Source organism: Chondrinema litorale, assembly GCF_026250525.1.
Lineage (GTDB): Bacteria > Bacteroidota > Bacteroidia > Cytophagales > Flammeovirgaceae > Chondrinema > Chondrinema litorale.
Genome location: NZ_CP111043.1, coordinates 2,179,384 through 2,203,873 on the forward strand (window position 1 = coordinate 2,179,384; position 24,490 = coordinate 2,203,873).

Genomic DNA, 24,490 nt, shown 5'->3' on the forward strand with positions numbered 1-24,490 from the left:
ACGGAGTATTTTGGTGAAGAACTTCTCCTTATATGGAAGTTTTCATTTTGAGTAGGCCTACTTCCTTACTGGTTTTATTGTAAAAGTCTGTAAGCATATCTGTTCTGTAATCTGATTGCTCATACCATTCCATAAATGCAAGTATTTCACGAGAATCAAAAACTACCATTATATTTGTAGAATTACTTTTCATCAGTAAAGTGGCTAATCTTCTGAGCAATTTACTTTTAAGGCGTTCTACCACCAGATGATATACTGCATCTGGATTACCCCATAGCAATAGGGTGTTGAGGTTCTTAGAGGTTAAGGAGTAATTACAGAACTCAATGAGTGTATTGAGTTCTGTAGCTTCTAATTTGAATTTTATATTCAGCATGATTTGATGGAGTTAGATTTCATTTAAATGATGATCAACCCAGTCTCTAACTCGGTGAAATACTTGATCTTGACCTGTGAGCTCTAATTCTATATTTAGAAATTTTGCCCTACGATAATATGTATTACAATACTTTAATAGTAACATATGACCAGCACAATACATGGTATTTTCCTCTGTAGTATGGCTGCATAAATAGGCATCTGTTTTATAAACCTCCATCATCTTTTCACCTCCCAATGGCATACAGTTCTTTAAAAAAGGGCAGCTTTTACAGAGTTCTTTTTGATGTAAAAGTTCATTCATTCTTCTAAGTTTTTGATATCTCCTTCAGGAGCAATTTCTTCTGGGTTTTTGCCAGTGTTTTCTTTTAGAATGTTCCTGATATCTGCGTGATTTTTTTGGTGAAAACTAGCAGCATCTTCCAGACTGGTTATATCGCCTTTAAAATTCTCATTGGTCATGGCTGTGGCAAAGTCCCTACCTTTCAATAATACTTCAGACAGTACTTCATCTGGTAATGGGGATCCATTAAAAAAAACTTTTCTACCTGCTAAATCAATTTGAAAATAATCATCTTCAGTGCCACCTATTGATTGGATATTTGCTGATAGCTTATCTTTTGAAGCTTCCAACTTCATAAAACTTTCTAACCTTTTATTATGCTTGTTATGCTTGAGGCCAATTAAAGTTTCCTCTGCTTTTATAAAATACAATCTTGCTTCTTTGCCCTTATCAGTCCGTTGAAGCATGGATATCTCCTTTGCACACGTGATAGTTAAGTAGTATTCTTTATATGTTTGACGATACTCTTTTTTGAGTTTCGTCAAAAAATCTTTGTTTTCTACAAAACCATACTCCAACATTCTTTTAATCCAGTCGCTAAATCTAGTTTTTACATCTAAAAACTGATGCAAGTCTCTGGCATTAACCAAGTTGCCTTTGTAAATTTTAATTAATTCCATTTAAAGAAGTTTTTTTAAAGTATTATAGCTATTATTTATTACTTAATTTAAGTATATATTTTTATCTCTGGCAACTTATCTAAATTAATTGCTTTCTCTTCTAATTCATCTTCATCTGCTTGGATATGAATTGAAACTAGAGCTGTTCTGCCATCCAAAGATTTAAATTTACCTACTTGACATGAGCTGGCAGTAATGTTTTCAAATACCCATCCTTCAGATTTCCCTACATTGGGTTGTATAATTCCTATGGCTTCCTTTAAGCTTTCATATAGTCGTTTTTTAGTTACTCCTTCATTTACAAATTGCCGAAAATATGCTTCAGCTATTTGACAGGAATGCAAGATAGCAAGCATCTCATTTTTTCCTGAAATAGTATGAAACCTCAATTGAGTCAATAATTTGTTAAATAGGATAACTAAATGTTCCGGAATTTCAATATTGCCTTCATTATCTGGCTGGATGTAATTGATTTCACTCATGGCTATCTCAGTTTTTTTATTTTCTTGATCATGATTCTTAATTCTTCTTCAGCTTGTTTACATGCTTTTAAGGTGGCTGAATCTCTGGTCTCAAAGTAAAGCGTTTGTAAATCCATTACCTCAATGGTTTTGTCTACAAAGAGGGAATTGGCAAATGCTTTTTGCACTTCTTCCAGTAAATCATGGCCTTTACCTTCTGTCTTATCAATTAAAAGATAGATCCTGCCATTTTCAGAACTACCTGTAGTAATTTCTGTGTAGAGAGGGTTTAATAGCTGCTTTAAAGTCATGATGCTTTGGCTTTAAAAATACTTTTTTCAACTGTGTTGATACCTTCGGCAACTACTATTTCAATGCATTCATGTTTGATTCCTTCAATCGTGAATTCTTCATAAATTTGCATACCTTTTTTATCAATTAAATCTGGGCGATTCTTTACATATAAGAGTGTATGTTTCTTATGATAAACATATCCAATCTCTTTTTCTTTATGAATCACTGTAACATAATCTTCTTCAGCATGTACAATATCTTCAATATTCAATTTCACATTTTGAGTAGATCCAATTTGTATATTGCAAGGGATTTCATCCTGATTTAAATCAAAGTGAAAATAGACTCTGATTATTTCTATGTAGGGTTTTTCCATAGTTGTTTAATCTTGATAATTTTACATTTGAACTACATTGCTATGCTCTTCCCGATTATAGGTATTAGCAATTGACCAGCTATAAAGCTGTACTGGCATTTGCTCTCCATTTTCATGTAAATCATAGTAATTATTTAAGTAGAAATGCATATGCATTACTTTTCCTTGCCTGTACATTTTCATGGCATAATCATAGAGCTTTTTAAAACCTGTTAAGGGTTTATTGATGCCATAGAAATTTTTCACAAACTCACTATTTTCATTTTTAAGCCGCTCTGTAAGCAAAGATTTATCTTTAAATAGCTCTCTTTCATGAGGAAAATCATAACTGAAATATCGAGCAGTCCAGCCTTCAGGTTTAGCTTTGTTTTTTAATACTATCCACAGCTTAATGAGTGAATCTTGTTTGTCTGGAGGTAAGATACAAATAGGTGAAAAAGATCCTTTTAGGGCATAATGTTCTTTGATCAGGTTGTCCAGGGAGTAAATGGCATTTTGCCTAGAGGACTTTACCACTACTGGATTATAGGCTATTTTCATGAGTTCTGAAATCCCCATTTCAGATATTTCTCTATTGGTATAACTGAGTTCCATTCTGATAGTATGTTGTTGAAGTGAAATGAACCGGGGAAAGTCCCCGGTTACAACTTATTTTTAATTGCAGTTGCCAAGCAATTGAAAGGTGTGCACTTCAATGGAGTGTTCACTCTTTTCCTGCTTCTTTAAATATTTTTTTGATCGGGCCTTCTCTTTTTCGTAAAGGATCCTAATTGTTTTCTTGTATTCTTGGAGTAAACATTAAACCAGCGCCAGCCCGGAAATTTTTCATCTAAAAAATCAGTGAAATCAAGCAAATTACTGGTATTATATTTCACAAACTTTTCACTGGTTACCTTTGCAATGCATCTATATTTGCGCTCTTTTTCTGCACCGTTCATCAAATTTTGACCTTTCATCTTGTTTGAAAATTTTGCTGTTTGCTCATTTTTTCCTCCTACTTCTCTCACTTTCTGAAAGTCTTTCTGAAAGTATTTTCTGTAAGTAATTTCAGTAAGTCTTTTAGGTAAGTCTTTCTGACACAGTAAGACATTACTTCCAGAACGTGGAAAATTTTTCCACATGGCTGGAAAGAAAAGGGCATACTTTTCCCGATTGCCCATTTTGCACTACGTTTGTACTATGTTATGACATGACTTGATTCTGGAAATTTGTGCGCACAAATTTCTAATCTTGAGAGCTTATATGAATAACTCTCTTAGGGCGGTTTTACTATCAAATTCATAGAATACATTTTTTTAGTTAATAAAAAATTTGAGGTTGATTGATATTAAGTCTTCATATCGGCTTGATTTCCTGTTTTTCTGACTGCTAACTGTAGGCACATAATCTATATCTGCTATTTGAGCCATTTTAAGCCGTTTAAAATGATTTTTTATACTCTTTACTTCTAAGTCTAATTGCTTTGCCACTGAGGCTGCATTATCCATGAAACTCACACATGTAAAGCTCTTTCCATTCTCAATTTCAACTTCTTTGTAGTTAAGTGGATTAGAAAAATCTTTTATTTTCTTTAAAGCCAGTTTGATTAGAATTTCAGAGGTTTTGATATGACCCACCCTGATCTGTTCAGATTTTTTTGGATGTTTTTTGTTCCAATCTTTAATGAAATGATGAAGTGTACGAATCTCTTTTTCAGACTCCAGTACCTTGTGGATTACTGCTGCCATGTGATTTCTTTTTGTATGGTTAAAACTTGATTTTCATCTTCTGGGAAAAGCGAAGGTTCTGGGCATTTTAATGCTATGCCTCTTTTTTTAAGCTCACTATTGATTAGCTCATTACTCATGGCTCTAAATACTTCTGAATAATTCATAGCTATCATTTTACAGAACATCTTAAAACGGCTCCTTTCAGCCTCACTAAGTTTGATCTTGATCAACTTATCAGGCTTTCCTTTCGGTTTTACTTTCTCCATTTTTTTTAGCTTTATCCCATACAATAGTTCCTTGAATATTTTTAACTGTTTGCTTATTATTAGTTTTGTGTAATTTGGCCAGCTCCTTGGCCAGCTCTCTATTTCTTCTGGTATGCGCTAGCCTTGCCTTATTCAGGCATTCATCACTGCAATATTTTTTCTTTAGGTTTTGAGCAATCGGCTCTAGTGCAGTATTCACTACAAATGGAGTACTGCACACCTTGCAATATCTTAAATCAAAGCCTGGAGTAAGTTCAATACTCTTTTTTGATACTATCTTTGAAACAGGTATAGAAGTTGGATTTTCTTGCCCATCAGAAGCATCGCCTGAGACTTCGTTCGAAACTTCGTCTGAAGCTTCATTTTTAAAAATTTTAAGGCCATGTAAGCCAATATCTTTGCCATTACTTATCAGTAAATCTTCATCTTCAGGGGCTAAGCTTTGTAGTTTGTCTTCTGGATCTGGCTCAGGGGAGTCTTCTGGGTAATCCTCACTGTTTTCACGCTGATGCTGTCTATTTTGACTCACCGATTTAAAGGAAAAAATACAATTGAAGATGATACAAATCGTGTAAAGTGTTTCTGATATAATTACATAATTTGTATTGGTGTTAATCTGATTATTTAAGTTTTGATTGAATGAGGCTAATTGCTGCTCATATTCTTTGATTTGGCTGGATCGCTGACTGGAATGTTCACTTACTAAATCAGCTTTTTTGGCTTCCAGATTTTGTAGTTGTTCGATATCATACTGAACTTCTTTTTTGAAATGCCATTTATTACCATTTCTTGGCATGTGGAAATTCCCTTGGTAGGTATACTTTTTATTGATACTGGCAATGGATGATTCTATGAGTGCAATATTGTTTTCAAAGATTGAATCAGTAACTACAGTTTTAGTTTCGATAGGAGGTAAGACATAGTTTTTCTTGGTTCTATCTTCCATGCCATGCCAGGAGGCATAGATGGAGCCAGCAATACAACTAAGCGCCAGTAACAAAAAGAACAAATTAAAAGACTTTGCCTGGCCTAAAAACTCATGAAAAAATTTGAGGGCTGAAGCTGTTTTTACCACTTCAAAAGCAACCACCATGACTACTGCACATACTAGGGGGTAGGGCATCTTGTTGTTTTCAGTAATGATCAAAGCAAAGTTAAACTCTGAGTACCCTGAAAAACTTTGGCAAAGTACACTCAGCAGTGTAAAGATTAGGAAGATTGCAAAGAAGCGATCGAAGTAATCTTTTTCTGTGATGTAATTGCGCTCAAAAATTCTTAAAAAATAATTTTTCAAAACAGTGTTACTATATTTGTTTACCAAATATTTATTATAATTGCCCATAGAAGTATATGAAAGTATTATAGAAAAAGGTAGCTGACTGTGAGAGGGATGCTGCCTTTTTTAGTTTAATAATTAAACTGTTTCTCTTTTCGATAAATACCAGGAGTTGAAAAATCAACTCCAAGTACAAGATTTCCGATATTGTATTTTTTTAGTCAATAAAAAAATCTTCGTTTTCTTTTTTTAAACGCTTGACCAGATATAGTTGAAGAACTAAACAAACTGGTACTATCAATAATATTATATAAGCAGTTGTTAGCATTATTTGAATTTCTTGAGTGTGAAAAATTATAAATAGTTAAGAATCAAAGGCTTTTTTATTTGCCGCTTTTTTGCTCGATTCTTCTGCCGATTCTCGATCTCACACTGCTTGCTGAAATTTCTTCTCTGTTCCCAGATAGAATTTTCATCTTTTTTTACGTTATTTGTCATGTCTATAAAAAAGTTTGATTTCACAGTTGAACTTGAAGCCAGGTGTTCGTAGCACTTGGCTTTTTTTATTTATTTATCTTCTGTTGTTGCTTCTCTCTATATTTAGTAATTCTATTTCTGTTTTTATGTAGAGCTTGCCTGCAAATTCTAATAGCTTTTTCAATATCTCCTTCTTTCAAGGTATCTATTATTGTTGCATACATCTTTGTAATGTTTAAGTTAGACTTTTTAATTTTTTTTACGTTTATTTGTATAGTTTAATTTGAATACAATGCAATTGTAACAATTCAAATGAAACCATGCAAATGTATTTAATAAATAAATGTAAATTTTATGGAATTTCATGAAAGGTTATGTTACCTCATGGATAATAGAGGTATACGAAATAGTGATCTATGGAGAAAAACAGGTAAACATCCAGCAACAATTTCAAATTATAGAACTGGAAAAACATTACCTGATACAACATTTTATTTTGAATTGATTAAGTCTATTCCAGATATGAATGGGCACTGGTTATTATTTGGAACTGGAGAACCATTTTTGCCAAATAATCAAAAAAAAGTTAATAAGAGCACTGATTCGGTTACAGTTTCGGGTACAGAAAACGCTGTAACCTCAAATGAAGCAATCCAAGAAAAAATATCTGTTCTTGAAAAACAAGTAAATGCTATTGTTACTGGTTTTCAAGAAGTTAAGGAGATGACAAAAATTGATTTGGGAAAGAATAAGGTGTATTCGTACTCAGAGGTTGTAACTGAAAGTAAAAATTATGCTGCTTAAAAAGGTTACAGTTTCGGGTACACCTATATTACACTAATGTGTAATAATCTGAGAGACAAAAAATTAATTCAGGTGTTCGGAACCAAGAGGAGGAGCTTTAAAGTTTTAAAAGTCAGGAGAAATCCGAAAAAGTAACCCGATAAAATTTTATCGGGTTTTTTTATGCCCTCCACTTAACAAAATATATACCCAATATTTGTTATTATTCAATTGACTTTAATGCTGACCTGAGATAACTTATGTGATTTTAAACATTTGTTAAACTCAAAAAACTTTTTATCATGAAAGTATTATTTCGTGCTAGGAAAGCCGGAGAGGGCTTTATCATCCTTTATTGTAGAATCACTATCAACCAAGTGAGAGCTAATGCTGACTTTTCTACTCACTTAAAAAAAATTCCAAGTAGTGACTGGGATTCTAAAAATCAAACATGTTCTAAGAAACATACTGAGCACAACAAGGAGCTGATTGAAATTAGAGAGCAGCTTTTTGATATCTATCATCAATATTTAAAATCGACTGGTAATGAACCAGATCCTAACTCGGTGAAAAGAGATTTCTTAAAAAAAATTGAAATTGAGAATTTCACCATCACCAATGTTTCGGCTTTATTTCTGGAACAAATGAAAAATAATCCACATGTTAAAGCAGGTACCAAGGAAAAACATAAGGTCCATCACAGAAAAATTGTGAAGTATTTAGGACTCATTAAGGCTGAATCTTTAGAACATCATCACTTAGACCGTTTTTATTCTTCTCTAATAAAACAGGAAAAACACCAACATAATACTGCTATCAGAACAATTGAATATCTTAAAAGGGTGTTAAAAAATGCTTTTGAAAAAGGATATCTCAGTTTTTTCCCTTGTAATGATTATTCTCTCAAAAGAGACAGAAATGAGAAAAAAGCCTATCTTACCAAAGATGAACTACAAAAATTAGTTAGTGCTAAGATTAGTAATGAAAATTTAGCTCAGGTTAGAGATGCTTTTGTTTTTTGCTGTTACACAGGTATGGACTATGGTGACTACAGTAGATTTACCAAAAAGCTTGTTAAAGAAAAAGACAAGCAGAAATACATTGATTATAAGAGAAATAAAAGTGGACAGAGGGGACTAGTTAGGCTTTTTGGCATTGCTGAAATTATTGCAGAAAAATACGATTACAATTTACCCAAATTTGTAAACCAGAATTACAACAAACTTATCAAAGAGGTTTGTTTTATTGCTGGTATTGATGAAGATAAAGCTAACAAAATATCAACGCACTCAGCAAGGGTAACCGCTGGTATGATTTGGCTGAACGAAGGAATTAGTCTAGAAATAGTAAGCAAAATGCTCGGACATGCAAGCATAGAAACTACACAAAAATACTATGCTGAAATTACCCTAGATACTATGCTTAGAATGACTGAAAAACTAGCTTAATTATATTCCACGAAGGCATTAAATCTATGAATAAACAGATTTTAGGAGAGTATTTTTTTCAATCGTTTGAAATCTTTCTTATTATACTTACTTAGTATGAGAGATTCTTTTTTAAGGTGAAACTTAATTTCATCTAAAGTAACATATCCTTGTAATGTCTTCAAATTACAGATTACTAATTCCCTATTTATATATTTCTGATTGGTTATATTTTGTAGATTTCTTATCATGAAATCTATATGATGCTTTAAAATTTTTAGTTTCAACTCATTAATTTCAAGTTCAGATACAATCACTTCTTTTTTAAAATAATTATACCAGTTTATCATAAATTTGGGAATATATCCATTTAAAGTTTTGACAATCTCAAATAATACTAAAAGCTTTTGCTTTGAACCTGAGTCAAAATATCTAGGACTCATAAAGAAATGACCAACTAATTCATTTGCTATATGCTCATAGCTAAAACCTTTTGATTGTAAAAATGAATAAACACAATCCTCTTCTTCTTTTGTCCTATTATCTTTTAAAAACCAATATTTCCCAGCAACTTCTCTATTTCCTATATCATAATTCAGTTTAGCATATTTATCCAAAACCCAAATATCATCATAATATGCTTTTAAATATCCACTTAAGTATTTAAGCGCTTTTTTAGGAGGATGCTTTTCTATAATAGTAGAAATTCTTTTATGGATAACTCGCTTACGAATATCTCTAGCCATCATTATTAAGACTTTTCATAAATCATATTCTTAACTCTAATTATAATTGTTTGTATAATTCCAATTACCCAATAAGTAGGAAATCTTAGAAAAGTGTATAAAACTTCAAAATTGTCTATCCATCCACCTTTCAATTTAACCATTTCTAACTCTATGAGCATAGAAATTAATGGTAGAACAAAACCAAAAATGGCTACTAAGATTAAGCAGCCTATTTTTAGATCTATTTTTTTTCTCCAAAACTTAATGTTTAGAAAAATTAATATTGTAAGAATTAAATAATCAAAATATCCGAATAACATTTTTTCAACTTGTAGCTAGTACAATAATACACCTACTAATGAGATATTATTTTGGGCCAAAGCTATCCAATAACAGCTAATAAGCTAGTCAATTAAGCCACATTAACAGCTCTCAGTTTTTCATAAATTAAACCACCTACAACACAAAACATTTCTGTTAATTTCTATAAAAGTATCTGCTTCAAATGCTCTTTACATTAGCCTATGGATTTTTAGCGCCTGCTACCAGCTTTTACTTTCTGCTTCGGTTAAAGAGCCTTGCTAGAAATCCTTGCTTGATCTTCTTTTCAACAATCCAAATGGGTTCATCTGTTGGCCGTATAATCTTTGAGTTGACTCCAAACTTCCCCCAAGCAAAACCTGTCTGTATTGGTTCGTTCGTTAAATCAGCAATTAAAAACGACTCTGGAAGTTCAACAGTTGATTCAAAATCGTAATCACGTTCATTCTGTTCCCAGATTCCAACTTTTTCGTTCCAAATGTTGAATACAATTTGCTCATGAATTATATCAAGGTTTGATTCATCTCCAACACGTCCAAATTCATCCACATGCTCAATGAATTGTGTTAAATCATTAGAGTGTTTTACAATAACGGCTGGATCATGACATACATAATATACCTCATTCCAATTACCTTTAGAATCAATATCTAGAATCCAAAAGTTACCAAAGCCATCACCTGTAAGTTGAATAGAGTTTGGAAAAACTTCTTCAAAACCAAAATGACCAAATGAATCAAATCTAACTTCCTCCAAGCCGTAAAATTCAAAGCCTCGACAGAACTTAAGAAGTCCCTCAATTTCTGTTGGTAAGTGTTGGTTCGGTAAATTCCTTTTGAGTTCTTCAATTTCGGATTGATTCATCCCTTCGAGCAGCTCTACCCTGTACGCGTCACCGTCCTCAAATTTATATTGATTGTCAAGGATGGATTTCAGTTTCACAGTTGGTGTCATATTTTAGTTTCGGGAATTGCTGGTAACGCTCAACTAAAATGAGTATGCGCCCCAGTGGCTAGAAGCATCGAAGTTTCTGTTTCGCACAGGCCTTTCAAATATCTCAGTTCGCATATTCATTTTAGTGTTTGTTGTGTGGCGTTTTCAGTAATTCAAATATTCTTTCTTCAGATGATTATAAAAATCTTTTTCAAATGTCTTTTCTGATAGTCCGAGAGCTTCTTTAACGTTTCCATTCTTTGCCATTAGTTCTATTACCTTTTTCCATCCCCATTTTGTATCAATAAATTCAATTAGGTAGTAACCCAATTGATATTGAAATTCCCCATTCCAATTAATCTGTTTAAGCGATGGGAATTTTTCTTTTTTAACGTATTCGAGTTGGTCTATGTCTTCCCATGCACAGCAGCCCTTATAAAGTGCAACACCTTCCCACAACCATTTTGGAATTCTGTTGGGGTCTCCCACTATATTCCAGTGAATAATATGTACGAATTCATGGATGAGTAAATCATCAGAAATTGGTTCATTCAATGCAGTTTCCAGATAAGTAGGAGATACCAATTTTATTTCGTTTTCTGTCCAAACTCTTCCTTTTTGCCACTTGGGTGCTCCAGGAGTTAGCACACCGTTATGATATGACTCAATATCTGGGTATATTTTGTATGTTATGACAGGCAAGGGTTCACAACTAAACTCATCCAATAATTTGTAATGAACAGATTCAATTTTTGAGGAGAAATTTTTGACAAATAGCTCATCTTGTTTGCTGTAAACAAATCTGAAATTATCTGTATGGAGTTCCTGTGTCATTTTTACTTCAGCGTTCACAGCCAATTCATCCAATTCTGGAATTCTATAACCGTAAAGATCGGTTTGCCATTCTTTTCTTGGCCGTATAACTTTGAACTCTTCTAATTTCTCGTTTTTAAAAGTAAGTACTACATAATAAGTCGTATCGCTTTCACTGATTTCTGGGAGGTCATCTTCATGGTAGACTACATTATAGCTCAATTTGCCATTTGAATAAGCTTCAAACTTTCTATCAATATCGGAATCGTAAATTGTATATAATTCACCATCCTTCAAGTACCATCTACTTTTAAAAAAAGGTTTATTGGGTTTTACACCTACATTATAGTAGCCAATAAATTGACTTAAAGGTCGTATTTCCTTTGTATCCTGTGCAAAAAGGTGTTGGTTGAAAACTAGAATCAAAGAAAACGTTATAATCTTCATATTGGCTTGGTTTAATGCCACACAACAATCAGATATGGCGAGTGGCCATATCCTTAGTAAACACCTCTAAAGTAGTGAAACTGCCCAACCCCCGCAACAGTATCCACAATGCACTGCGTTTTGAAAGTAAAATGCCAGAAAGAAAAAAATAGCTAGAAGCAAAAAAGTCAGCAGAATGGGCAGGTTCACGGTCGGATTGCATTGAAATATCAGATTGGCAGTTTGGCCATTCGCTATATCGCTTGTTACCCACCGTTACTTTTTGAATTTGACGTTGGCTAAAGAGTTGATTAGCTCTATTCGATGCTCAGTTCCATAGTTAGACGGGTACAAGAGAAAGCTATGCGACATGTCATCTTGCCAAGGGATTATGAATCCTGTTTTAGCGTTCTTAAACACTGTATGAATTATACGGCCGTTCAGCGTGTCAGTTTGTGATTCGAACCCATCCTCGACAAATGATGCGAGTTGAGGAGAAAACATGCCATATTCATAATAAATCAAGTTCGAAGCTGAAATCATAAAATTCCCCACGTACCCAGGGCATGTTGGTCTGTTCGCAACATTTATAAACTTCTCATTTGTTGGGATATCAGCCCAAGAGGTTAACATTATATATGAATATGAATCCTGCTTTTTATAGTTTGTTTCAAAGGTTAGTTGGTAGCTGACGTCTCCAAATGTTAATAAGATAGCAGATTGAAGTGAAAACCAGAGCAGAAAAATTCCAGCTAATATCAAGATTGATTTTCGGTATTTTCGTATTCTGCGCATGGTGAGCAACGGCGATCGTAGGCGCTGGCAAAGGCTTTAGCCGTAGCTTAGCGCTTACTAAATGTTGTGCGTAGTTTTTTAATAATTTTTTTCAGATTCTTTAGTGGCAGGTGGAATTAGAATAGCATCGAATTTTTCAATATATCCTTTAATCGTTCCGTTTAATTTTATCTTATTTTCTATACTTAATTTTTCTAGTTCGTTCAAATCAATAAAAGTCCATTCATCAGGTTTTGTATATTGAAGTATTTCAATATCTTCTTTTTCAACCACATCTTTAATTTCATTACTGGAGTTTAAACTGTATCTAGTAAATGAAAGTACCGAAAATGATTTTTTAAAATTAAAATTTGCCAATTCATAAATTGTATTCCCCAATTCTTGAAATCCGCTATAACTAGTTCCTTTTGCTATATGTACAGCACCTAATTTTATAAAGACTTTTTTTGAATCTGCGTTTTCAAGTTCTTTGTATTGAGAGATAAAATTATGTTTCATATTTTCAACTCTTGGATACCAAAAGCCTTTTCCCTGACCTGCATAGATTTGTAATGATTTTTTCAATTCATTTATTATCATTTTATTTTTTGAATTGTTTACTGCATTGATATAATTTTCTAATTCTTTAGAGCTTAAAAGGTTTTCGGCTAATTCCGGATTAAATCCATTTTTACCTTTTTTATATTCTGATATTATATAGTTATAAGCTTTCTTATATTTTTCATTTATAAGTTGTGATTTATTTGAATTTTCTAACAATAAATCAAGAATGAATAAATAGGAGTTATAGTTCTCAAAGTCCACACCCCAAATATTTATGCCGTAATCAACAATCTGATTTAATGTTTTTCCCTCTTCAACTGTTCCAAAAAATCCAAAAGGAGCGCCAACGATATAATCTGAATATTTTCTATTAAATTCTTCCAGTGATTTTTTTTGTTTACCTAATTCTTCTAATTTTTTTGAAGCTAAAGGGCCTATTTCAGCAACATAATTGTTGAAACCTTCTTTTTTAAGAAAAGGAACTAAAGTCTTTACCATAGTTTCCAATTTTGAAACATCGTGTTCTTCTCCAATGAGAAAAAACTGACTTTCTGATATTTTTGATTTGAAAATTTCAGCTCCTTTTCCTGCTAAAGTATCATTGGTTATAGTAAAATAATAAGTGGATTTTTTAATTACTTCCTGTGCTGAAATATTTGAAAAAATTAAAATAAGGATTGTGAGATTTATATAATATTTTATCATCTGGGTTTACTTGAAAATTACGCAGTAGAGTAGAGCCTGACAGTCTTAAACTACTTTGTTAAAATAACAAGATAGTAATTTTTTTTTTTTTTTTTTTTTTTTGACTGTCAGAGCCCCCTTCATCAAACCGTGCATGAAGTTTTCCCTCACACGGCTTACCGATAGTATTCTTCATTCTGCTTTCGCAAGGGTTTTCAAGCGTGCATACTTCTCTATGTCCAGTAATCCATAGGATTTAACCAGGTTTTCATAGGGTCGCTGGCGTAGCTTCCGATGCGCTTTCCTTCCTTTACTTTTCATCCATTTGAACAGTTTATAGCTAAGATGTAGTTTGATGATTTTAACCGTTTCCCAAACATGGGTCACTTTACTTATTGAAAAATAGTTTAACCAACCGATTAATAAACGGTTGATTTTCCACACTATCCATTCCATACGCCAATGTCGACGCTTGGACAACAGTTCACGAAGTTTGCAGAACAGTTTCGAGCGAGATTTCATACTCGGCCGGACATCTGTGTATTTGTTCCTGTTCCACGTGAACTTGGAGGCGATGTAACGGAACTCGAATCCCAAGAAGAACAAGCTGCTCCGACAACTATTGCATATAATTATTGATCTTGACCACCCCCAATTATCAAGCAGACCACTAGCAATTATGATATTGACCACCCCTTTAGCGCTTTGAGAGCGGTGGTCAAAAAAGCTATAATTATCAAACTGACCACTCAATATCAGGGTGGTCAAGATGATAATAATTATGATGCTGACCACCCCATTATCCCCGTCCTTCCGTGCTTTGTTTGCGGTAGCAACCAAACTACCGCAAGATATGGCAGGAAAGATATTGAACATGAACAAGTTAAAACAGATCATCAGGTTACGGGAACAGGGCATGGGTATCCAGACGATATCCAAGGGTCTTGGTGTCTCCCGTAACACGATAAAAAAATACCTGGCCCTGATCAAGGGCTCTGGCCATGATACAAAGACACTACTGGAGAAAGATGAGGTTGAACTGGAGGCCCTACTGGTATCCCCTCCACCAGATGAAGAAGAGCGTAAGCTCAATCTGGAAGCGATGAGACCCTATATCGAGAAGGAACTTCCCAGGACCGGAGTGAGCCGCTGGCTGCTCTGGACGGAATATATGCAGAAAAACCCCGGTGGTTACAGCTACTCCCATTTCTGCAACCACATCCGAAGTTGGAAGGCAGGCAAGGATGCCACCATGCACCTGGAACATTCCCCTGGTGACAAGATGTTCATCGACTTCACGGGGAAGAAGCTACACTGGGTGGACAGGGAAACGGGGGAACTGCACGAGGTAGAGGTCTATGTGGCCATACTTGGCTATAGCCAGTTGACCTTTGTCAAAGCGGTCCCCTCACAAAAAAAGGAAGACTTCATCGGTGCCACACAGGATGCCCTCCATTATTTCGGTGGTGTACCACGGTTACTCGTACCTGATAATCTCAAGGCAGCCGTACACAAAGCCAGTAAATATGAGGCAGACCTCAATACTGACTTTGCCGATATGGCCAACCACTATGGTACGGCCGTACTCCCGACAAGGAGTTACCGCCCACGTGACAAGGCATTGGTGGAGAACGCCGTCCGTATTGCCTATTCCCGCATCTATGCCCCATTGCGTGACAACACCTTCCATTCCCTACAGGAACTCAATTTGGCCATATCACAGCTCTTGGAACAGCACAATGATATGCACTTCCAAAAAGAGGCCATCAGCCGAAGGGAAAGGTTCAAAAAAGAGGAGAAGGAAAAACTGGGGCCACTGCCGATATCCCGTTATGAGTTGAAGCTTTTCAAGTACTGCACCGTGATGAAGAACGCCCATGTATCCCTGTTGGAGGACAAGCATTACTATAGTGTACCCTATCGCTTCATCGCCAAGAAGGTCAAACTGGTGTACTCCGCTTCCCAGGTCTCGGTCTACTATAAAGGGGAACGTATCGCCTTCCATCGTAGGGATATGCGTTGCCATGTCTACACCACCGTCAAGGAGCATATGCCCTCCACCCATCGCTTTGTATCTGAATGGAACCCACAAAAGTTCCTTTCATGGGCAGCGGGCATCCACCCCGATGTCAAGGATTTTATAACGGCTGTGATGGAAAGGAAACGCCATCCAGAGCAGGCCTACCGCAGCTGTGTGGGCATCCTGTCATTTGATAAAAAAGTGGGCAGGGAACGGTTCCTTGCAGCCATAAGACGGGCTGCCGACTTTGGTGCCTATGATTACAGGACCGTGGACCGTATCCTGAAAAGTGGACTGGAAAAATTGCCCAAGGAAAACAATGGACAGCAAACACTGCCCTTCCATGATAATATCAGGGGCAGCAAAGATTACAGATAACTATTTTTTAACCCTAAATAATAAATGAACATGGATACTACGGTATTGAAAAAATTGTCGCAGATGCGCTTTTATGGCATGCAACATGCCTACAAAGCACTACTGGAAAACGGTAAACAGGATGCATTGACCAATGATGAGATGATCGCTCTATTGGTACAGGCCGAATGGGAGGACAGGGAGAACCGCAAGATAGGGCGCTATCTAAAGTCTGCCAAGTTCCGTTATCCGGCCAGTGTGGAGGAACTCGACCTCACTGCACAACGTGGCCTTGACAGGACATTGATGTTGCGCCTTGCCGACTGCACTTTCGTTCAACGGAAGGAAAATGTACTCATTACAGGACCTACCGGGGCAGGTAAAAGTTACATCGCCTCTGCATTGGGGCATCAGGCCTGTATGTCAGGCCACAGGGCACTGTATTTCAATGCACAGAAGATGTTCCCCCAACTCAATATGTCCAAGGCAGATGGCACCTATCTCAAGCAGTTGGCCAGGATAGAAAAACATGAACTGCTTATCATAGACGATTTTGGCTTACAGCCCCTAGATGCCAACTCAAGGATGATGCTATTGGAGGTCCTAGAAGATAGGCATGGAGTGAAATCTACCATTATGGCCTCTCAGTTGCCAGTGGCAAGTTGGTATGATGTCATAGGGGATAGCACGATTGCGGACGCTATTTTAGATAGATTGCTCAATTCTTCCCATAGGATAGAACTCAAGGGGGAATCCATGAGGAAGGTCAAAGTAAAATGATTTGGTTACATTTGTAGGAACAGCCATCAAAAAGTATGGATAGGTACAGGGAAAAGTAAGGGGTGGTCAAGATGATAATTCCGGTGGTCAGCATCATAATTATATGCAAACTATGGAGCAGTTTTGTTTTCTCTTTGTTCAAGCTCAATCCCATATTTTCCATAATCCTATCGATATAGCCCAGTATATCCTTACTGAAATACTGTTTGCCCATCAATAGGAAATCATCGGCATAGCGAACTATCCTGATGCCCGATTTCGCAAACTTTCCTTGTGGGTCGTTCACGATTCTGTCAAAAGCATGGAGATAGATATTCGATAACAAGGGTGAAATCACTCCACCTTGTGGACTGCCCTGCCTGTTCAATAGCAACTCCCCGTTAGGGAGTTGTATCGGTGAGACCAGCCACTGATGGAGAAGACCCAATATCCCTCCGTCTGTCAACCGTTGTTTTAGGAGGATGAACAACCTATCATGGGGTATCGTATCAAAGTAACGCGATAAATCCGCATCGTAAATGAATTGATGACCCTCATAGATATTCAGTTTTACCTGCTTTATTGCATCCTTGGCTCCCCGTTTTGGTCGAAATCCATAGGAAGTCTCGATAAAGTCTGCCTCAAACAAGGGCTCTATCAACATCTTTACCCCCATCTGGACTACACGGTCGCGTATCGTTGGAATCCCTAGCTTACGATACTCCCCCTTTTTTTTCTTTCGGAATCAGTACCTGTCGGACGGCTTGGCTTCTATAGCCCTTACTTATCAGCGAATATTGTATCTCTTCTAAGAATGATTTCAATCCTCGCTCTTCGATGGTCTCGAAACTTTCACCGTCGACCCCTACTCCTTCCGAGTAGTTGCTTTTGACGCGGTAGTAGGCCGTGACCAAGGTCATACCCTCACAGAGTTTCCCATAGAGACTGTACGCCTTGAATTCAGGCTCTTGCTTGGCTCGAATGTATAGTTTCCTTTGGAGAATACGAATCCGCTCATCCTGTTCGGATGGACTAGCTAGTAGATTTGCATCAATACTTGTCATTCTATTTTCCATATAAACTTTACTAAAGTAGGAGCCCTTCCCTGGATAAGGTTATGTTGTCCTTACCGTTTTCGGTAATATGGCCCCCTCCGACTTCTTTTGGGACAGAAGGTAACTTCGCTATGCTTATATACCTCCTTTTAAGATGGCCAATCTTTATCCCAAAAGACCTCCCACGTTTGGCCTATCTCCATCTATAATCTCGCCATCCCTATGACTCCGGTAGTTTACTGCATCTCATACGACTGTTTATCATTGCAGTATAGCAGGGTTCGAGACCGTCAAAACTCTCCCCAAATCTACTGATACACTTCTCGAAGCTACTTCGGGTTCACGCTCGTGCATTACGGCTAGATTATTTGAAACAGCGGAGCTTCAGCTGATACCTCGCGATATCTACTGTCCACTTTTCTTCAGGGTGAACAGTCAATTGCCCTGATGGTATTTTCACCCACTGGATATAAGCCACCTCGTGGCACACCAACGAATGGGTATATGAAATGTAAGGAATTTTGAAACAATATCGTGTCAATTTGCGAATTAGCCAAATCTGCGATTTGGCAACTGAAAAATCAACTCGTCAAATCGCAGATTTGGCGGTGTTGATTAATTGAACCAAAGTTTCGTAACTCACTGACCTCCTTATATTTTATATACCGTGTTGTGTGTAGCTGTCTTTATTATCAAGTTTTAAAATCAGTTTTCTTTATCGTTGAAATTAAGTTATTATCTTAAATCAGGTCGGATATTCTGTTTGTTTGTTTCCCCGTCATATTGTTGTATTCGGGTCAGTATCCTTAGCTTATTTATCCCAATACCATTTTATAAGGTCTAAATTTTGGTTTAACCGAGCGTTCTTTTCATCTAGTTCCCATTTTATATCCCAAATAAAATCCACGAAATATCCTTCCGTTTTTGATTTCCGAATCATTGCTCGGTTCCATTTGTTATTACCATTATCCGTGTGAATTTTATGAAACTTTGCTATAAAATCAGCGAGTTGCGAACATTTGCTTTTTCCGATATCTTTTAAATCAATTGGTTTAATTAATCCTTTAGAATCAACAAATTCCCCACCGAAAACTACAGTGTTGGGTTGTAAATCAATCCAGAAGTTATAATCAGTGGTTTCAGTCACGTTTGATACGAATTTATCTATTTGATTATATAAGTCATTTTTATCCATCTTGAAATCAGGTCAGTTTGGCGAGAATTTAGTTACACACAACGCTCAATGTATGAATCGTAGCTTTGGTTTGTGGGTTGGTTTTGTGCGGCTATGATTTGATACATAATGTTGAACGAATCCTCCCTATGGTCGGAAGCTATCCTTCTTCCGTTAAAACTAATAGATTTTATTAGCTTAAGCTAAACTTTAAATCTATTTGATCATGTTCAAAAAAAAACTGCTACTCTGGCCGAGCAAGCCTCTGCTCAAGTCAAGGGATTTAGTAACCTTCAAAACAAGTTGACGCAAAGCTTTTCTATCAATGGTAAAGCTCCGAGCACACTGAACAACTACCTCCGGTGCTTGGCACATCTGGCCTTGCATTACAAGCAAAGCCCTGAAACGCTCTCGGTAGAGAACATAGAAGACTACCTCTATTTCTGCCAGAAACAGCATCTTACACCTTCTGAAAGTTTCTTTAAACACACTATTTTTGGTCTACGAGCAGCTTATAAAGTAATGGGCATGGAAGCCAAGCGTGTGGTCTTGCCACAAATCAAACGCGACCAAAAACTGCCCACAGTGCTCAGTCAACAGGAAGTAAAGCGCCTGCTAAAAGCACCCAAATACCTCAAGCACCGATTGATCTTGGGTATCCTATACGGTTGCGGATTACGCAGCTATGAGCTCTGTGACCTTAAGTTGAGTGATATCGACTTTGATCGTAGGACTGTTTTCATTGCCAAGAAAAAAGGGAAAGTAGACCGCTATGTGCCATTGAGCGTACACCTGGTCCGGGGGCTAAAAAAGTACATCGAAACAGAAAACCCATACCTCTATTTATTCAACAGCCAAGTCACTAAAGACGGTAATCCTCGTGGGCTTACCACCAACGGCATACGATGGATAATCAAAGAGAACAGGAGTAAAATAGGCTGTAACAAAAAGGTGACCGCCCACATGTTGCGCCACAGTTTCGCTACACACCTGCTAGAATACGGGATCGATCTTGTTAGCCTGAAAGAGCTGTTAGGCCATGCCCACATAGAGATGACCTTGACCTATTTGCATGTGGCCAATCTGCCCAGTAAAGCCAAGTTCAGCCCTCTCGATAAGCTTTACGTCTAATGCGGCCTACACATACAGTTGCGCAGGTCTTGGAAATGGAACAACAGCAACTCAAAGCACTGAGTTTAACCTCGTGGCATTATCGTACACTACAAGCTATCAGAAGGTGTCGTAATCGTCATTGTCCTACGTGCCAAGGCCACAAACGTGAGCAATGGATCAGGGCACGTGAAAGCGAGCTATTAAATGTGCCCTACTTTCATCTGGTTTTTACACTACCCAGCGAGTTCGGCCACCTTGCCTTAAGTCATGGAAAAATCGTGTACGGCAGCTTGTTCAAGGCAGCCTGGAAAACCTTGCAGCAATTTGGTGTCAACCCCAAACATTTGGGCGGCAAAATAGGTATGATTGCCATACTGCATACCTGGGGCCAGAACTTGAGCCTCCACCCGCATTTGCACTGCATCGTTCCCGGTGGAGCCCTAAGCGGATCAGGGAAGTGGAAACCCGCAAAGAACAAGGGCAAATACCTGTTCAATGTAAAGGCTATGAGCCCTGTTTTTAGGGCTAAATATGTGACCTCCCTCAGAAAAAGTGACGCTCAACTCCCACAGGAAACCTACGATCGAGTATTCAGCAAAAAGTGGGTGGTTTTGCTAAAAGACCTTTTTCCTGTCCTAAAAACGTGATAGAATACCTAGGCAGATACACACATCCGGAGTGGAACTCAAGATTGCCATCAGCAATCACCGGATACAAGGTATAGACCATCAAAAAAAGCAGGTGATCTTTACCGCCAAAGATTATAAAAAGGGGGGCAAAAAGACAACGGTCAAACTCTCTACAAAAGAGTTTGTCAGGCGGTTTGCATTGCACATTTTACCGAAAGGGTTTACCCGGATACGACACTATGGTATTTTGAGTAGTAGTTGGAAAAAGGGGAAACTGCCTCAACTGCAAATAGCTCTTGCTACCAAGTTATTAACCCCGATACTTCCTAAAGAACCGCTTTTACACCGCCAATGTCCCAGCTGTAAAACAGGCCGGTTACATACGATCTTACTTTTTGATGCCCGTGGCCCACCAAAGGATTGGCAGCGATTACTTACTGATAAAAAACTTCTGTTGAACTCTTGAAAAAACTACGATCAGTAGCCTGGCCTTGCTATGTCCAAACAGGAAAAAATATAGCCTAAGAGGTCCCTGAAATCAACAAATGGAAATGAATATGATAGAAAAAGTAGCAAGGAAAGGAAGGGTAAAGTCAAAATGGTCTCAAGTATAACTCAATAAAAACCACTCAAAATAACGTATTCCCCATAGCTGGCACCTGATTCGTTCAACACTGTCTTCATGTTTGGCTCGTTGAGCCACACGAAGACTTAGTTATTAGCCACAGTATTTTATTAAATGAGACTTACACTAGGAAGCGTTTCCTCAATAATTTCTCTTTGTCCATTTTTAAAAAATCTTGGTAAGATTCTTAAGTATTTTAGTTCTTGCAGCTCTAGTAAGGGAGAAATATCATAATTTTTGTTTTCAATATTCAATATAAAATTTAGATATTCTAACTTTTTTAATTTAGATATTGACTCCATACTCTTAATAGCTTTTCCAGTTCCGCTCATTTTTCCGTGATCTAACCATAATTCTTTTAAGTTTATAAGAGTCTCAATTGGGGTTAAATCATAAAGGTTATTTATACCATAAACATATAGAGTCCTTAAATTCTTTAAATCTTTTAGAAAATCAATATCTTCAACCTTTTTAATACCACTTAAAATAAGAACTTCTAATGAAGTTAAGGATGACAAACTCGGAATTAACGTTTGTTTGTTATTGGAAATATGAAGATATTTCAGATTAGATAAAGTAGAGAAGGTATTTATTCGGTTTTCATCTATGTCATTTAATGTTATTGCTTCTATAATTTTATTATCTATCAAAGAATCATAATTGGTATAGCTCAACTTGAATTTTTTCAGAGGTGTATTCATCTCTATTATTTTCGCACTATCAGATAATTCAGAAATATCAAATGGGCAACGAACTGTACCTTCTATAACTCCTAAATGAGCATAAGAATTTGGTGCTTTGTTTTCGGATAGATAATTATTCCAATTCATATTTGATCTTGTTGTGGCTAACGTGTTACTAAAAAACGTTTGGGCTTGAACGTCAGTTCGGGCAGCCGTTCGCAGGACGTAAGCGGGAGACACGAAGTGTTGAACCGCTAGTAAACCCCCAAATTTTTTTTAGCTTTTGTTCACTTCTGTTTTCTTTTTTATTCGTATTCATTTAACTCGATTCTTTCTTGTATTCCAACAACTCCTGCTCCGATATATCTTTTCGCTAAAGTATCTGCAACTCTGCAAACCTTTTCAGCTTTCATCATTTCTTGAAATGCTTCTTCTCCTTCACCTTCAATTATTTCCTCTTTTTCTTCAGGTATAAAGATTTCATCCTCGTTAATCTCTAATTCTTCTGGAATTGGTTCTCCATAATCGTATTCAAATTCACCGTCACTTACCAATACTTTTCGGATTGTTTTACCATTTTTGATTAAACTAAATCCATAAACACTTGATGTTTCATCCCAAATTATTGAAGCTATTTCGGTGTCTTCAAAATTCAAAAATGGATTTTCATCTTTAAATGCTTTACTTGCTAATTCTCCATTACATAGAATTTTGCAAATATCTTTCGTGCCAATAAAAACACTATCCCATTGTTTATTTGTATCATAAAAATCAAATGTTTTTCCTTTTTCTAAATTCGGTAATCCGACCATTTTCAGAATTTCTTCATCTGATTTGAGCGCTTTGCTTTTTATGAAAATTGGTATTAATCTAAATCCCATAGGTTTTCATCTTTCTTTTTAATGGAAGTGAACGGTTTGAATATAGTGCGTTTGGCTTTAGCTGAAGCATAATTTTCAAATGGCATCTATTGTTATTTGGTTTACTGATTTTCATGATTTAATTAAACTGCCAAATGCACTATATTTTTTGTGTGTGCCCAGCATGGGCATCCTTTAATTTATCGTAAGATAAATTATTAATCTAGAGGGTGCAAATCCCTTATGGGGGGGAGTCAAGGGCAAACGCATATAAATGAAAAAGTTTTATCTTTCCAATAAATACTATTTTTCATATGCCTACTCCGAGCAGTTACCTATCATCTTTATTACCAAAGCTATCTAATATTGAAGATTTCCGCATGGAACGCAACCAATTATATCCACTTAACGAAATACTATTTCTTACAGTTAGTGCGGTAATAAGTGGATGTAGATATTGGGAAGAGATAGCCGATTTTGGAGAGGAAAAATTAACATGGCTTCGTAAATATCTACCCTTTTTGCAGGGAACACCTTCGCATGACACCCTTAATCGTGTATTTTCTCATTTAGATTATACATCATTTGAGCACTGCTTTATCGACTGGGTTACAGAAGGTTTACTACTAAAAGAAGGAACAGTTATCAACTTCGATGGAAAAAAACTATCCCGTAGTGCTACTAAGAAAGAACAGCAACTACCTGGTAATCAAGGAGGTAAAGGTGCAGTACATTTAGTAGAGGCTTGGTGTAGTGAACTACAAATATGTTTAGGACAATATTATACAGATGATAAATCTAACGAGATAGTCAGTATCCCTGCTTTAATAGATTTGCTAGAGTTAAAGGGAACAGTTATCACCATTGATGCGATTGGATGCCAAAAAAAGATTACAGAGAAGATAGTTAAACAGGAAGCAGATTACGTGATAGGCTTAAAAGCTAATCAAAAGAAGTTACTTCATAAAGTGGAATCCTGTTTTGGTCACTCTGAGTTGAAAGCTGTGGATAGTTGGGATAAAGGACATGGACGGATAGAATGCCGTTCGTGTCGAGTATTACCTGCTCATCTTATAGGAGAAGAGTGCTTACAAGGTTGGACAGGATTAAGTACTATTATCGAAATATCCTCTTATAGAGAAGTAGTAGCTTCAGGTAAAGTAAGTCGTGAGCATAGATATTACATGAGTAGTTTACAGGGTACACCTGAACGGTTTAATCAAATTATTAGAGGACATTGGACGATAGAAAATCAATTACATTGGTCACTAGATGTACAATTTGGTGAAGATTTTAGTACCAAGAGAAAGGATAATGCTGCACGAAACTTTGGTGCTGTTCTCAGAATTGCTACCAGTTTGTTAAAATCTAATAAAGATACGGTTAGTCTCAATAGAAAAATGCTCAAAGCAGCTCGCTCTGATGAGTATAGAGAAACCAGTATTAGATTATAATTTATATGCGTTTGCCCTTGGGGGGGAGTCGTGTCCCTGAATATGCTACATTAGTTGGTACAAAAATTTACAGGCCATAATTCTTAACTTTATCTATTATGGGCAAAA

Annotated in this window: 28 protein-coding genes and 1 pseudogene; 7 read left to right on the forward strand and 22 right to left on the reverse strand. The window is 36.4% G+C overall.

Features of this window, described 5'->3' with window-relative positions; genetic code table 11:
* Positions 1–28: 28 nt before the first annotated feature.
* The 12 genes from OQ292_RS09010 to OQ292_RS09065 all read right to left on the reverse strand — a co-directional run bounded on the left by OQ292_RS09010 (position 29) and on the right by OQ292_RS09065 (position 6,424).
* Positions 29–376 (reverse strand): hypothetical protein, encoded by a 348-nt coding sequence (locus OQ292_RS09010; RefSeq protein ID WP_284685733.1) that lies wholly within the window; start codon positions 374–376, stop codon positions 29–31.
* Positions 377–388: 12 nt separating this feature from the next.
* Positions 389–682 carry a hypothetical protein gene (locus OQ292_RS09015; protein WP_284685734.1) on the reverse strand — a complete coding sequence of 98 codons (294 nt, stop codon included), beginning with the start codon at positions 680–682 and terminating at the stop codon, positions 389–391.
* Positions 679–1,341: an antA/AntB antirepressor family protein gene (locus OQ292_RS09020; RefSeq protein ID WP_284685735.1), complete on the reverse strand. Its 663-nt coding sequence runs from the start codon at positions 1,339–1,341 to the stop codon at positions 679–681. The genes OQ292_RS09015 and OQ292_RS09020 overlap by 4 nt, the downstream gene beginning before the upstream one ends.
* 47 nt (positions 1,342–1,388) lie before the next feature.
* A complete protein-coding gene (locus OQ292_RS09025; protein ID WP_284685736.1) occupies positions 1,389–1,823 on the reverse strand; it encodes a hypothetical protein in 435 nt (144 codons plus the stop codon).
* A gap of 2 nt (positions 1,824–1,825) precedes the next feature.
* On the reverse strand, positions 1,826–2,113 hold the full coding sequence (locus OQ292_RS09030; protein WP_284685737.1) for a hypothetical protein: 288 nt from the start codon (positions 2,111–2,113) through the stop codon (positions 1,826–1,828).
* Positions 2,110–2,472: a hypothetical protein gene (locus OQ292_RS09035; protein ID WP_284685738.1), complete on the reverse strand. Its 363-nt coding sequence runs from the start codon at positions 2,470–2,472 to the stop codon at positions 2,110–2,112. The genes OQ292_RS09030 and OQ292_RS09035 overlap by 4 nt, the downstream gene beginning before the upstream one ends.
* A 21-nt stretch (positions 2,473–2,493) precedes the next feature.
* Positions 2,494–3,066, reverse strand: coding sequence for a hypothetical protein (locus OQ292_RS09040; RefSeq protein WP_284685739.1), 573 nt, complete (start codon positions 3,064–3,066; stop codon positions 2,494–2,496).
* 128 nt (positions 3,067–3,194) lie between these two features.
* Positions 3,195–3,593, reverse strand: a complete 399-nt coding sequence (locus OQ292_RS09045) for a hypothetical protein (RefSeq protein WP_284685740.1) — start codon at positions 3,591–3,593, stop codon at positions 3,195–3,197.
* A 174-nt stretch (positions 3,594–3,767) separates the two neighbouring features.
* Positions 3,768–4,199 (reverse strand): hypothetical protein, encoded by a 432-nt coding sequence (locus OQ292_RS09050; RefSeq protein ID WP_284685741.1) that lies wholly within the window; start codon positions 4,197–4,199, stop codon positions 3,768–3,770.
* Positions 4,187–4,447: a hypothetical protein gene (locus tag OQ292_RS09055; RefSeq protein ID WP_284685742.1), complete on the reverse strand. Its 261-nt coding sequence runs from the start codon at positions 4,445–4,447 to the stop codon at positions 4,187–4,189. The genes OQ292_RS09050 and OQ292_RS09055 overlap by 13 nt, the downstream gene beginning before the upstream one ends.
* The gene (locus OQ292_RS09060) at positions 4,416–5,741 is read right to left on the reverse strand and encodes a hypothetical protein (RefSeq protein ID WP_284685743.1); all 1,326 of its coding nucleotides are present in this window, start codon (positions 5,739–5,741) and stop codon (positions 4,416–4,418) included. Before OQ292_RS09060 ends, OQ292_RS09055 begins: the two co-directional genes overlap by 32 nt.
* Before the next feature lie 545 nt (positions 5,742–6,286).
* Positions 6,287–6,424: a hypothetical protein gene (locus OQ292_RS09065; RefSeq protein ID WP_284685744.1), complete on the reverse strand. Its 138-nt coding sequence runs from the start codon at positions 6,422–6,424 to the stop codon at positions 6,287–6,289.
* A 130-nt stretch (positions 6,425–6,554) separates the two neighbouring features.
* On the opposite strand from OQ292_RS09065, the gene OQ292_RS09070 reads away from it, so the two are divergent.
* Together OQ292_RS09070 and OQ292_RS09075 are read left to right on the forward strand one after the other, a co-directional pair.
* Positions 6,555–7,004: a helix-turn-helix domain-containing protein gene (locus OQ292_RS09070; RefSeq protein WP_284685745.1), complete on the forward strand. Its 450-nt coding sequence runs from the start codon at positions 6,555–6,557 to the stop codon at positions 7,002–7,004.
* A gap of 281 nt (positions 7,005–7,285) precedes the next feature.
* Positions 7,286–8,431: a site-specific integrase gene (locus tag OQ292_RS09075; RefSeq protein ID WP_284685746.1), complete on the forward strand. Its 1,146-nt coding sequence runs from the start codon at positions 7,286–7,288 to the stop codon at positions 8,429–8,431.
* 41 nt (positions 8,432–8,472) lie between these two features.
* Here OQ292_RS09075 and OQ292_RS09080 read toward each other — a convergent pair whose 3' ends face one another.
* From OQ292_RS09080 to OQ292_RS41000, 5 genes are all read right to left on the reverse strand, one after another.
* Positions 8,473–9,159, reverse strand: a complete 687-nt coding sequence (locus OQ292_RS09080) for a DUF6584 family protein (RefSeq protein WP_284685747.1) — start codon at positions 9,157–9,159, stop codon at positions 8,473–8,475.
* Positions 9,160–9,690: 531 nt separating this feature from the next.
* Positions 9,691–10,413: an SMI1/KNR4 family protein gene (locus OQ292_RS09085; protein ID WP_284685748.1), complete on the reverse strand. Its 723-nt coding sequence runs from the start codon at positions 10,411–10,413 to the stop codon at positions 9,691–9,693.
* 144 nt (positions 10,414–10,557) lie between these two features.
* Positions 10,558–11,652: a hypothetical protein gene (locus OQ292_RS09090; RefSeq protein WP_284685749.1), complete on the reverse strand. Its 1,095-nt coding sequence runs from the start codon at positions 11,650–11,652 to the stop codon at positions 10,558–10,560.
* An 852-nt stretch (positions 11,653–12,504) separates the two neighbouring features.
* Positions 12,505–13,674 carry a hypothetical protein gene (locus OQ292_RS09095; protein ID WP_284685750.1) on the reverse strand — a complete coding sequence of 390 codons (1,170 nt, stop codon included), beginning with the start codon at positions 13,672–13,674 and terminating at the stop codon, positions 12,505–12,507.
* A 171-nt stretch (positions 13,675–13,845) separates the two neighbouring features.
* A complete protein-coding gene (locus tag OQ292_RS41000; protein ID WP_348970610.1) occupies positions 13,846–14,550 on the reverse strand; it encodes a group II intron maturase-specific domain-containing protein in 705 nt (234 codons plus the stop codon).
* Between OQ292_RS41000 and istA the strand changes: the two genes are divergently transcribed.
* Together istA and istB are read left to right on the forward strand one after the other, a co-directional pair.
* On the forward strand, positions 14,435–16,051 hold the full coding sequence (gene istA, locus OQ292_RS09105; RefSeq protein WP_284685752.1) for an IS21 family transposase: 1,617 nt from the start codon (positions 14,435–14,437) through the stop codon (positions 16,049–16,051). The genes OQ292_RS41000 and istA overlap by 116 nt on opposite strands.
* 30 nt (positions 16,052–16,081) lie before the next feature.
* Positions 16,082–16,810, forward strand: coding sequence for an IS21-like element helper ATPase IstB (istB, locus tag OQ292_RS09110; RefSeq protein ID WP_284685753.1), 729 nt, complete (start codon positions 16,082–16,084; stop codon positions 16,808–16,810).
* Here the strand turns inward: istB and OQ292_RS09115 are convergent.
* From OQ292_RS09115 to OQ292_RS09125, 3 genes are all read right to left on the reverse strand, one after another.
* Entirely contained in the window at positions 16,797–17,495 is a 699-nt protein-coding gene (locus OQ292_RS09115; RefSeq protein ID WP_348970614.1) for a reverse transcriptase domain-containing protein, read from the reverse strand. The two genes, istB and OQ292_RS09115, sit on opposite strands and share 14 nt — an antisense overlap.
* A 7-nt stretch (positions 17,496–17,502) precedes the next feature.
* Complete coding sequence (locus OQ292_RS09120; protein WP_284685754.1) at positions 17,503–17,865, reverse strand: hypothetical protein; 363 nt, start codon at positions 17,863–17,865, stop codon at positions 17,503–17,505.
* A gap of 790 nt (positions 17,866–18,655) precedes the next feature.
* On the reverse strand, positions 18,656–19,039 hold the full coding sequence (locus OQ292_RS09125; protein WP_284685755.1) for a hypothetical protein: 384 nt from the start codon (positions 19,037–19,039) through the stop codon (positions 18,656–18,658).
* A 282-nt stretch (positions 19,040–19,321) separates the two neighbouring features.
* Between OQ292_RS09125 and OQ292_RS09130 the strand changes: the two genes are divergently transcribed.
* Together OQ292_RS09130 and OQ292_RS09135 are read left to right on the forward strand one after the other, a co-directional pair.
* The gene (locus OQ292_RS09130; protein ID WP_284685756.1) at positions 19,322–20,149 is read left to right on the forward strand and encodes a tyrosine-type recombinase/integrase; all 828 of its coding nucleotides are present in this window, start codon (positions 19,322–19,324) and stop codon (positions 20,147–20,149) included.
* A pseudogene (locus OQ292_RS09135) lies at positions 20,149–21,226 on the forward strand (IS91 family transposase). The gene OQ292_RS09130 and the pseudogene OQ292_RS09135 overlap by 1 nt, the downstream one beginning before the upstream one ends.
* Positions 21,227–21,495: 269 nt before the next feature.
* On the opposite strand, the gene OQ292_RS09140 reads toward OQ292_RS09135, so the two are convergent.
* Together OQ292_RS09140 and OQ292_RS09145 are read right to left on the reverse strand one after the other, a co-directional pair.
* A complete protein-coding gene (locus OQ292_RS09140; protein WP_284685757.1) occupies positions 21,496–22,215 on the reverse strand; it encodes a leucine-rich repeat domain-containing protein in 720 nt (239 codons plus the stop codon).
* A gap of 158 nt (positions 22,216–22,373) precedes the next feature.
* Positions 22,374–22,949, reverse strand: coding sequence for a hypothetical protein (locus OQ292_RS09145; protein WP_284685758.1), 576 nt, complete (start codon positions 22,947–22,949; stop codon positions 22,374–22,376).
* Positions 22,950–23,242: 293 nt separating this feature from the next.
* Here OQ292_RS09145 and OQ292_RS09150 point away from each other — a divergent pair, with 293 nt between their 5' ends.
* Positions 23,243–24,382: an ISAs1 family transposase gene (locus OQ292_RS09150; protein WP_284685759.1), complete on the forward strand. Its 1,140-nt coding sequence runs from the start codon at positions 23,243–23,245 to the stop codon at positions 24,380–24,382.
* Positions 24,383–24,490: the final 108 nt, after the last annotated feature.

Bases quoted from the DNA above. Each gene is read 5' to 3' on its own strand.
- OQ292_RS09010 (WP_284685733.1), bottom strand. From the start codon at position 376: ATGCTGAATATAAAATTCAAATTAGAAGCTACAGAACTCAATACACTC.
- OQ292_RS09015 (WP_284685734.1), bottom strand. From the start codon at position 682: ATGAATGAACTTTTACATCAAAAAGAACTCTGTAAAAGCTGCCCTTTT.
- OQ292_RS09020 (WP_284685735.1), bottom strand. From the start codon at position 1,341: ATGGAATTAATTAAAATTTACAAAGGCAACTTGGTTAATGCCAGAGAC.
- OQ292_RS09025 (WP_284685736.1), bottom strand. From the start codon at position 1,823: ATGAGTGAAATCAATTACATCCAGCCAGATAATGAAGGCAATATTGAA.
- OQ292_RS09030 (WP_284685737.1), bottom strand. From the start codon at position 2,113: ATGACTTTAAAGCAGCTATTAAACCCTCTCTACACAGAAATTACTACA.
- OQ292_RS09035 (WP_284685738.1), bottom strand. From the start codon at position 2,472: ATGGAAAAACCCTACATAGAAATAATCAGAGTCTATTTTCACTTTGAT.
- OQ292_RS09040 (WP_284685739.1), bottom strand. From the start codon at position 3,066: ATGGAACTCAGTTATACCAATAGAGAAATATCTGAAATGGGGATTTCA.
- OQ292_RS09045 (WP_284685740.1), bottom strand. From the start codon at position 3,593: ATGTGGAAAAATTTTCCACGTTCTGGAAGTAATGTCTTACTGTGTCAG.
- OQ292_RS09050 (WP_284685741.1), bottom strand. From the start codon at position 4,199: ATGGCAGCAGTAATCCACAAGGTACTGGAGTCTGAAAAAGAGATTCGT.
- OQ292_RS09055 (WP_284685742.1), bottom strand. From the start codon at position 4,447: ATGGAGAAAGTAAAACCGAAAGGAAAGCCTGATAAGTTGATCAAGATC.
- OQ292_RS09065 (WP_284685744.1), bottom strand. From the start codon at position 6,424: ATGTATGCAACAATAATAGATACCTTGAAAGAAGGAGATATTGAAAAA.
- OQ292_RS09070 (WP_284685745.1), top strand. From the start codon at position 6,555: ATGGAATTTCATGAAAGGTTATGTTACCTCATGGATAATAGAGGTATA.
- OQ292_RS09075 (WP_284685746.1), top strand. From the start codon at position 7,286: ATGAAAGTATTATTTCGTGCTAGGAAAGCCGGAGAGGGCTTTATCATC.
- OQ292_RS09080 (WP_284685747.1), bottom strand. From the start codon at position 9,159: ATGATGGCTAGAGATATTCGTAAGCGAGTTATCCATAAAAGAATTTCT.
- OQ292_RS09085 (WP_284685748.1), bottom strand. From the start codon at position 10,413: ATGACACCAACTGTGAAACTGAAATCCATCCTTGACAATCAATATAAA.
- OQ292_RS09090 (WP_284685749.1), bottom strand. From the start codon at position 11,652: ATGAAGATTATAACGTTTTCTTTGATTCTAGTTTTCAACCAACACCTT.
- OQ292_RS09095 (WP_284685750.1), bottom strand. From the start codon at position 13,674: ATGATAAAATATTATATAAATCTCACAATCCTTATTTTAATTTTTTCA.
- istA (WP_284685752.1), top strand. From the start codon at position 14,435: ATGATGCTGACCACCCCATTATCCCCGTCCTTCCGTGCTTTGTTTGCG.
- OQ292_RS41000 (WP_348970610.1), bottom strand. From the start codon at position 14,550: ATGATCTGTTTTAACTTGTTCATGTTCAATATCTTTCCTGCCATATCT.
- istB (WP_284685753.1), top strand. From the start codon at position 16,082: ATGGATACTACGGTATTGAAAAAATTGTCGCAGATGCGCTTTTATGGC.
- OQ292_RS09120 (WP_284685754.1), bottom strand. From the start codon at position 17,865: ATGGAAAATAGAATGACAAGTATTGATGCAAATCTACTAGCTAGTCCA.
- OQ292_RS09125 (WP_284685755.1), bottom strand. From the start codon at position 19,039: ATGGATAAAAATGACTTATATAATCAAATAGATAAATTCGTATCAAAC.
- OQ292_RS09140 (WP_284685757.1), bottom strand. From the start codon at position 22,215: ATGAATTGGAATAATTATCTATCCGAAAACAAAGCACCAAATTCTTAT.
- OQ292_RS09145 (WP_284685758.1), bottom strand. From the start codon at position 22,949: ATGGGATTTAGATTAATACCAATTTTCATAAAAAGCAAAGCGCTCAAA.
- OQ292_RS09150 (WP_284685759.1), top strand. From the start codon at position 23,243: ATGCCTACTCCGAGCAGTTACCTATCATCTTTATTACCAAAGCTATCT.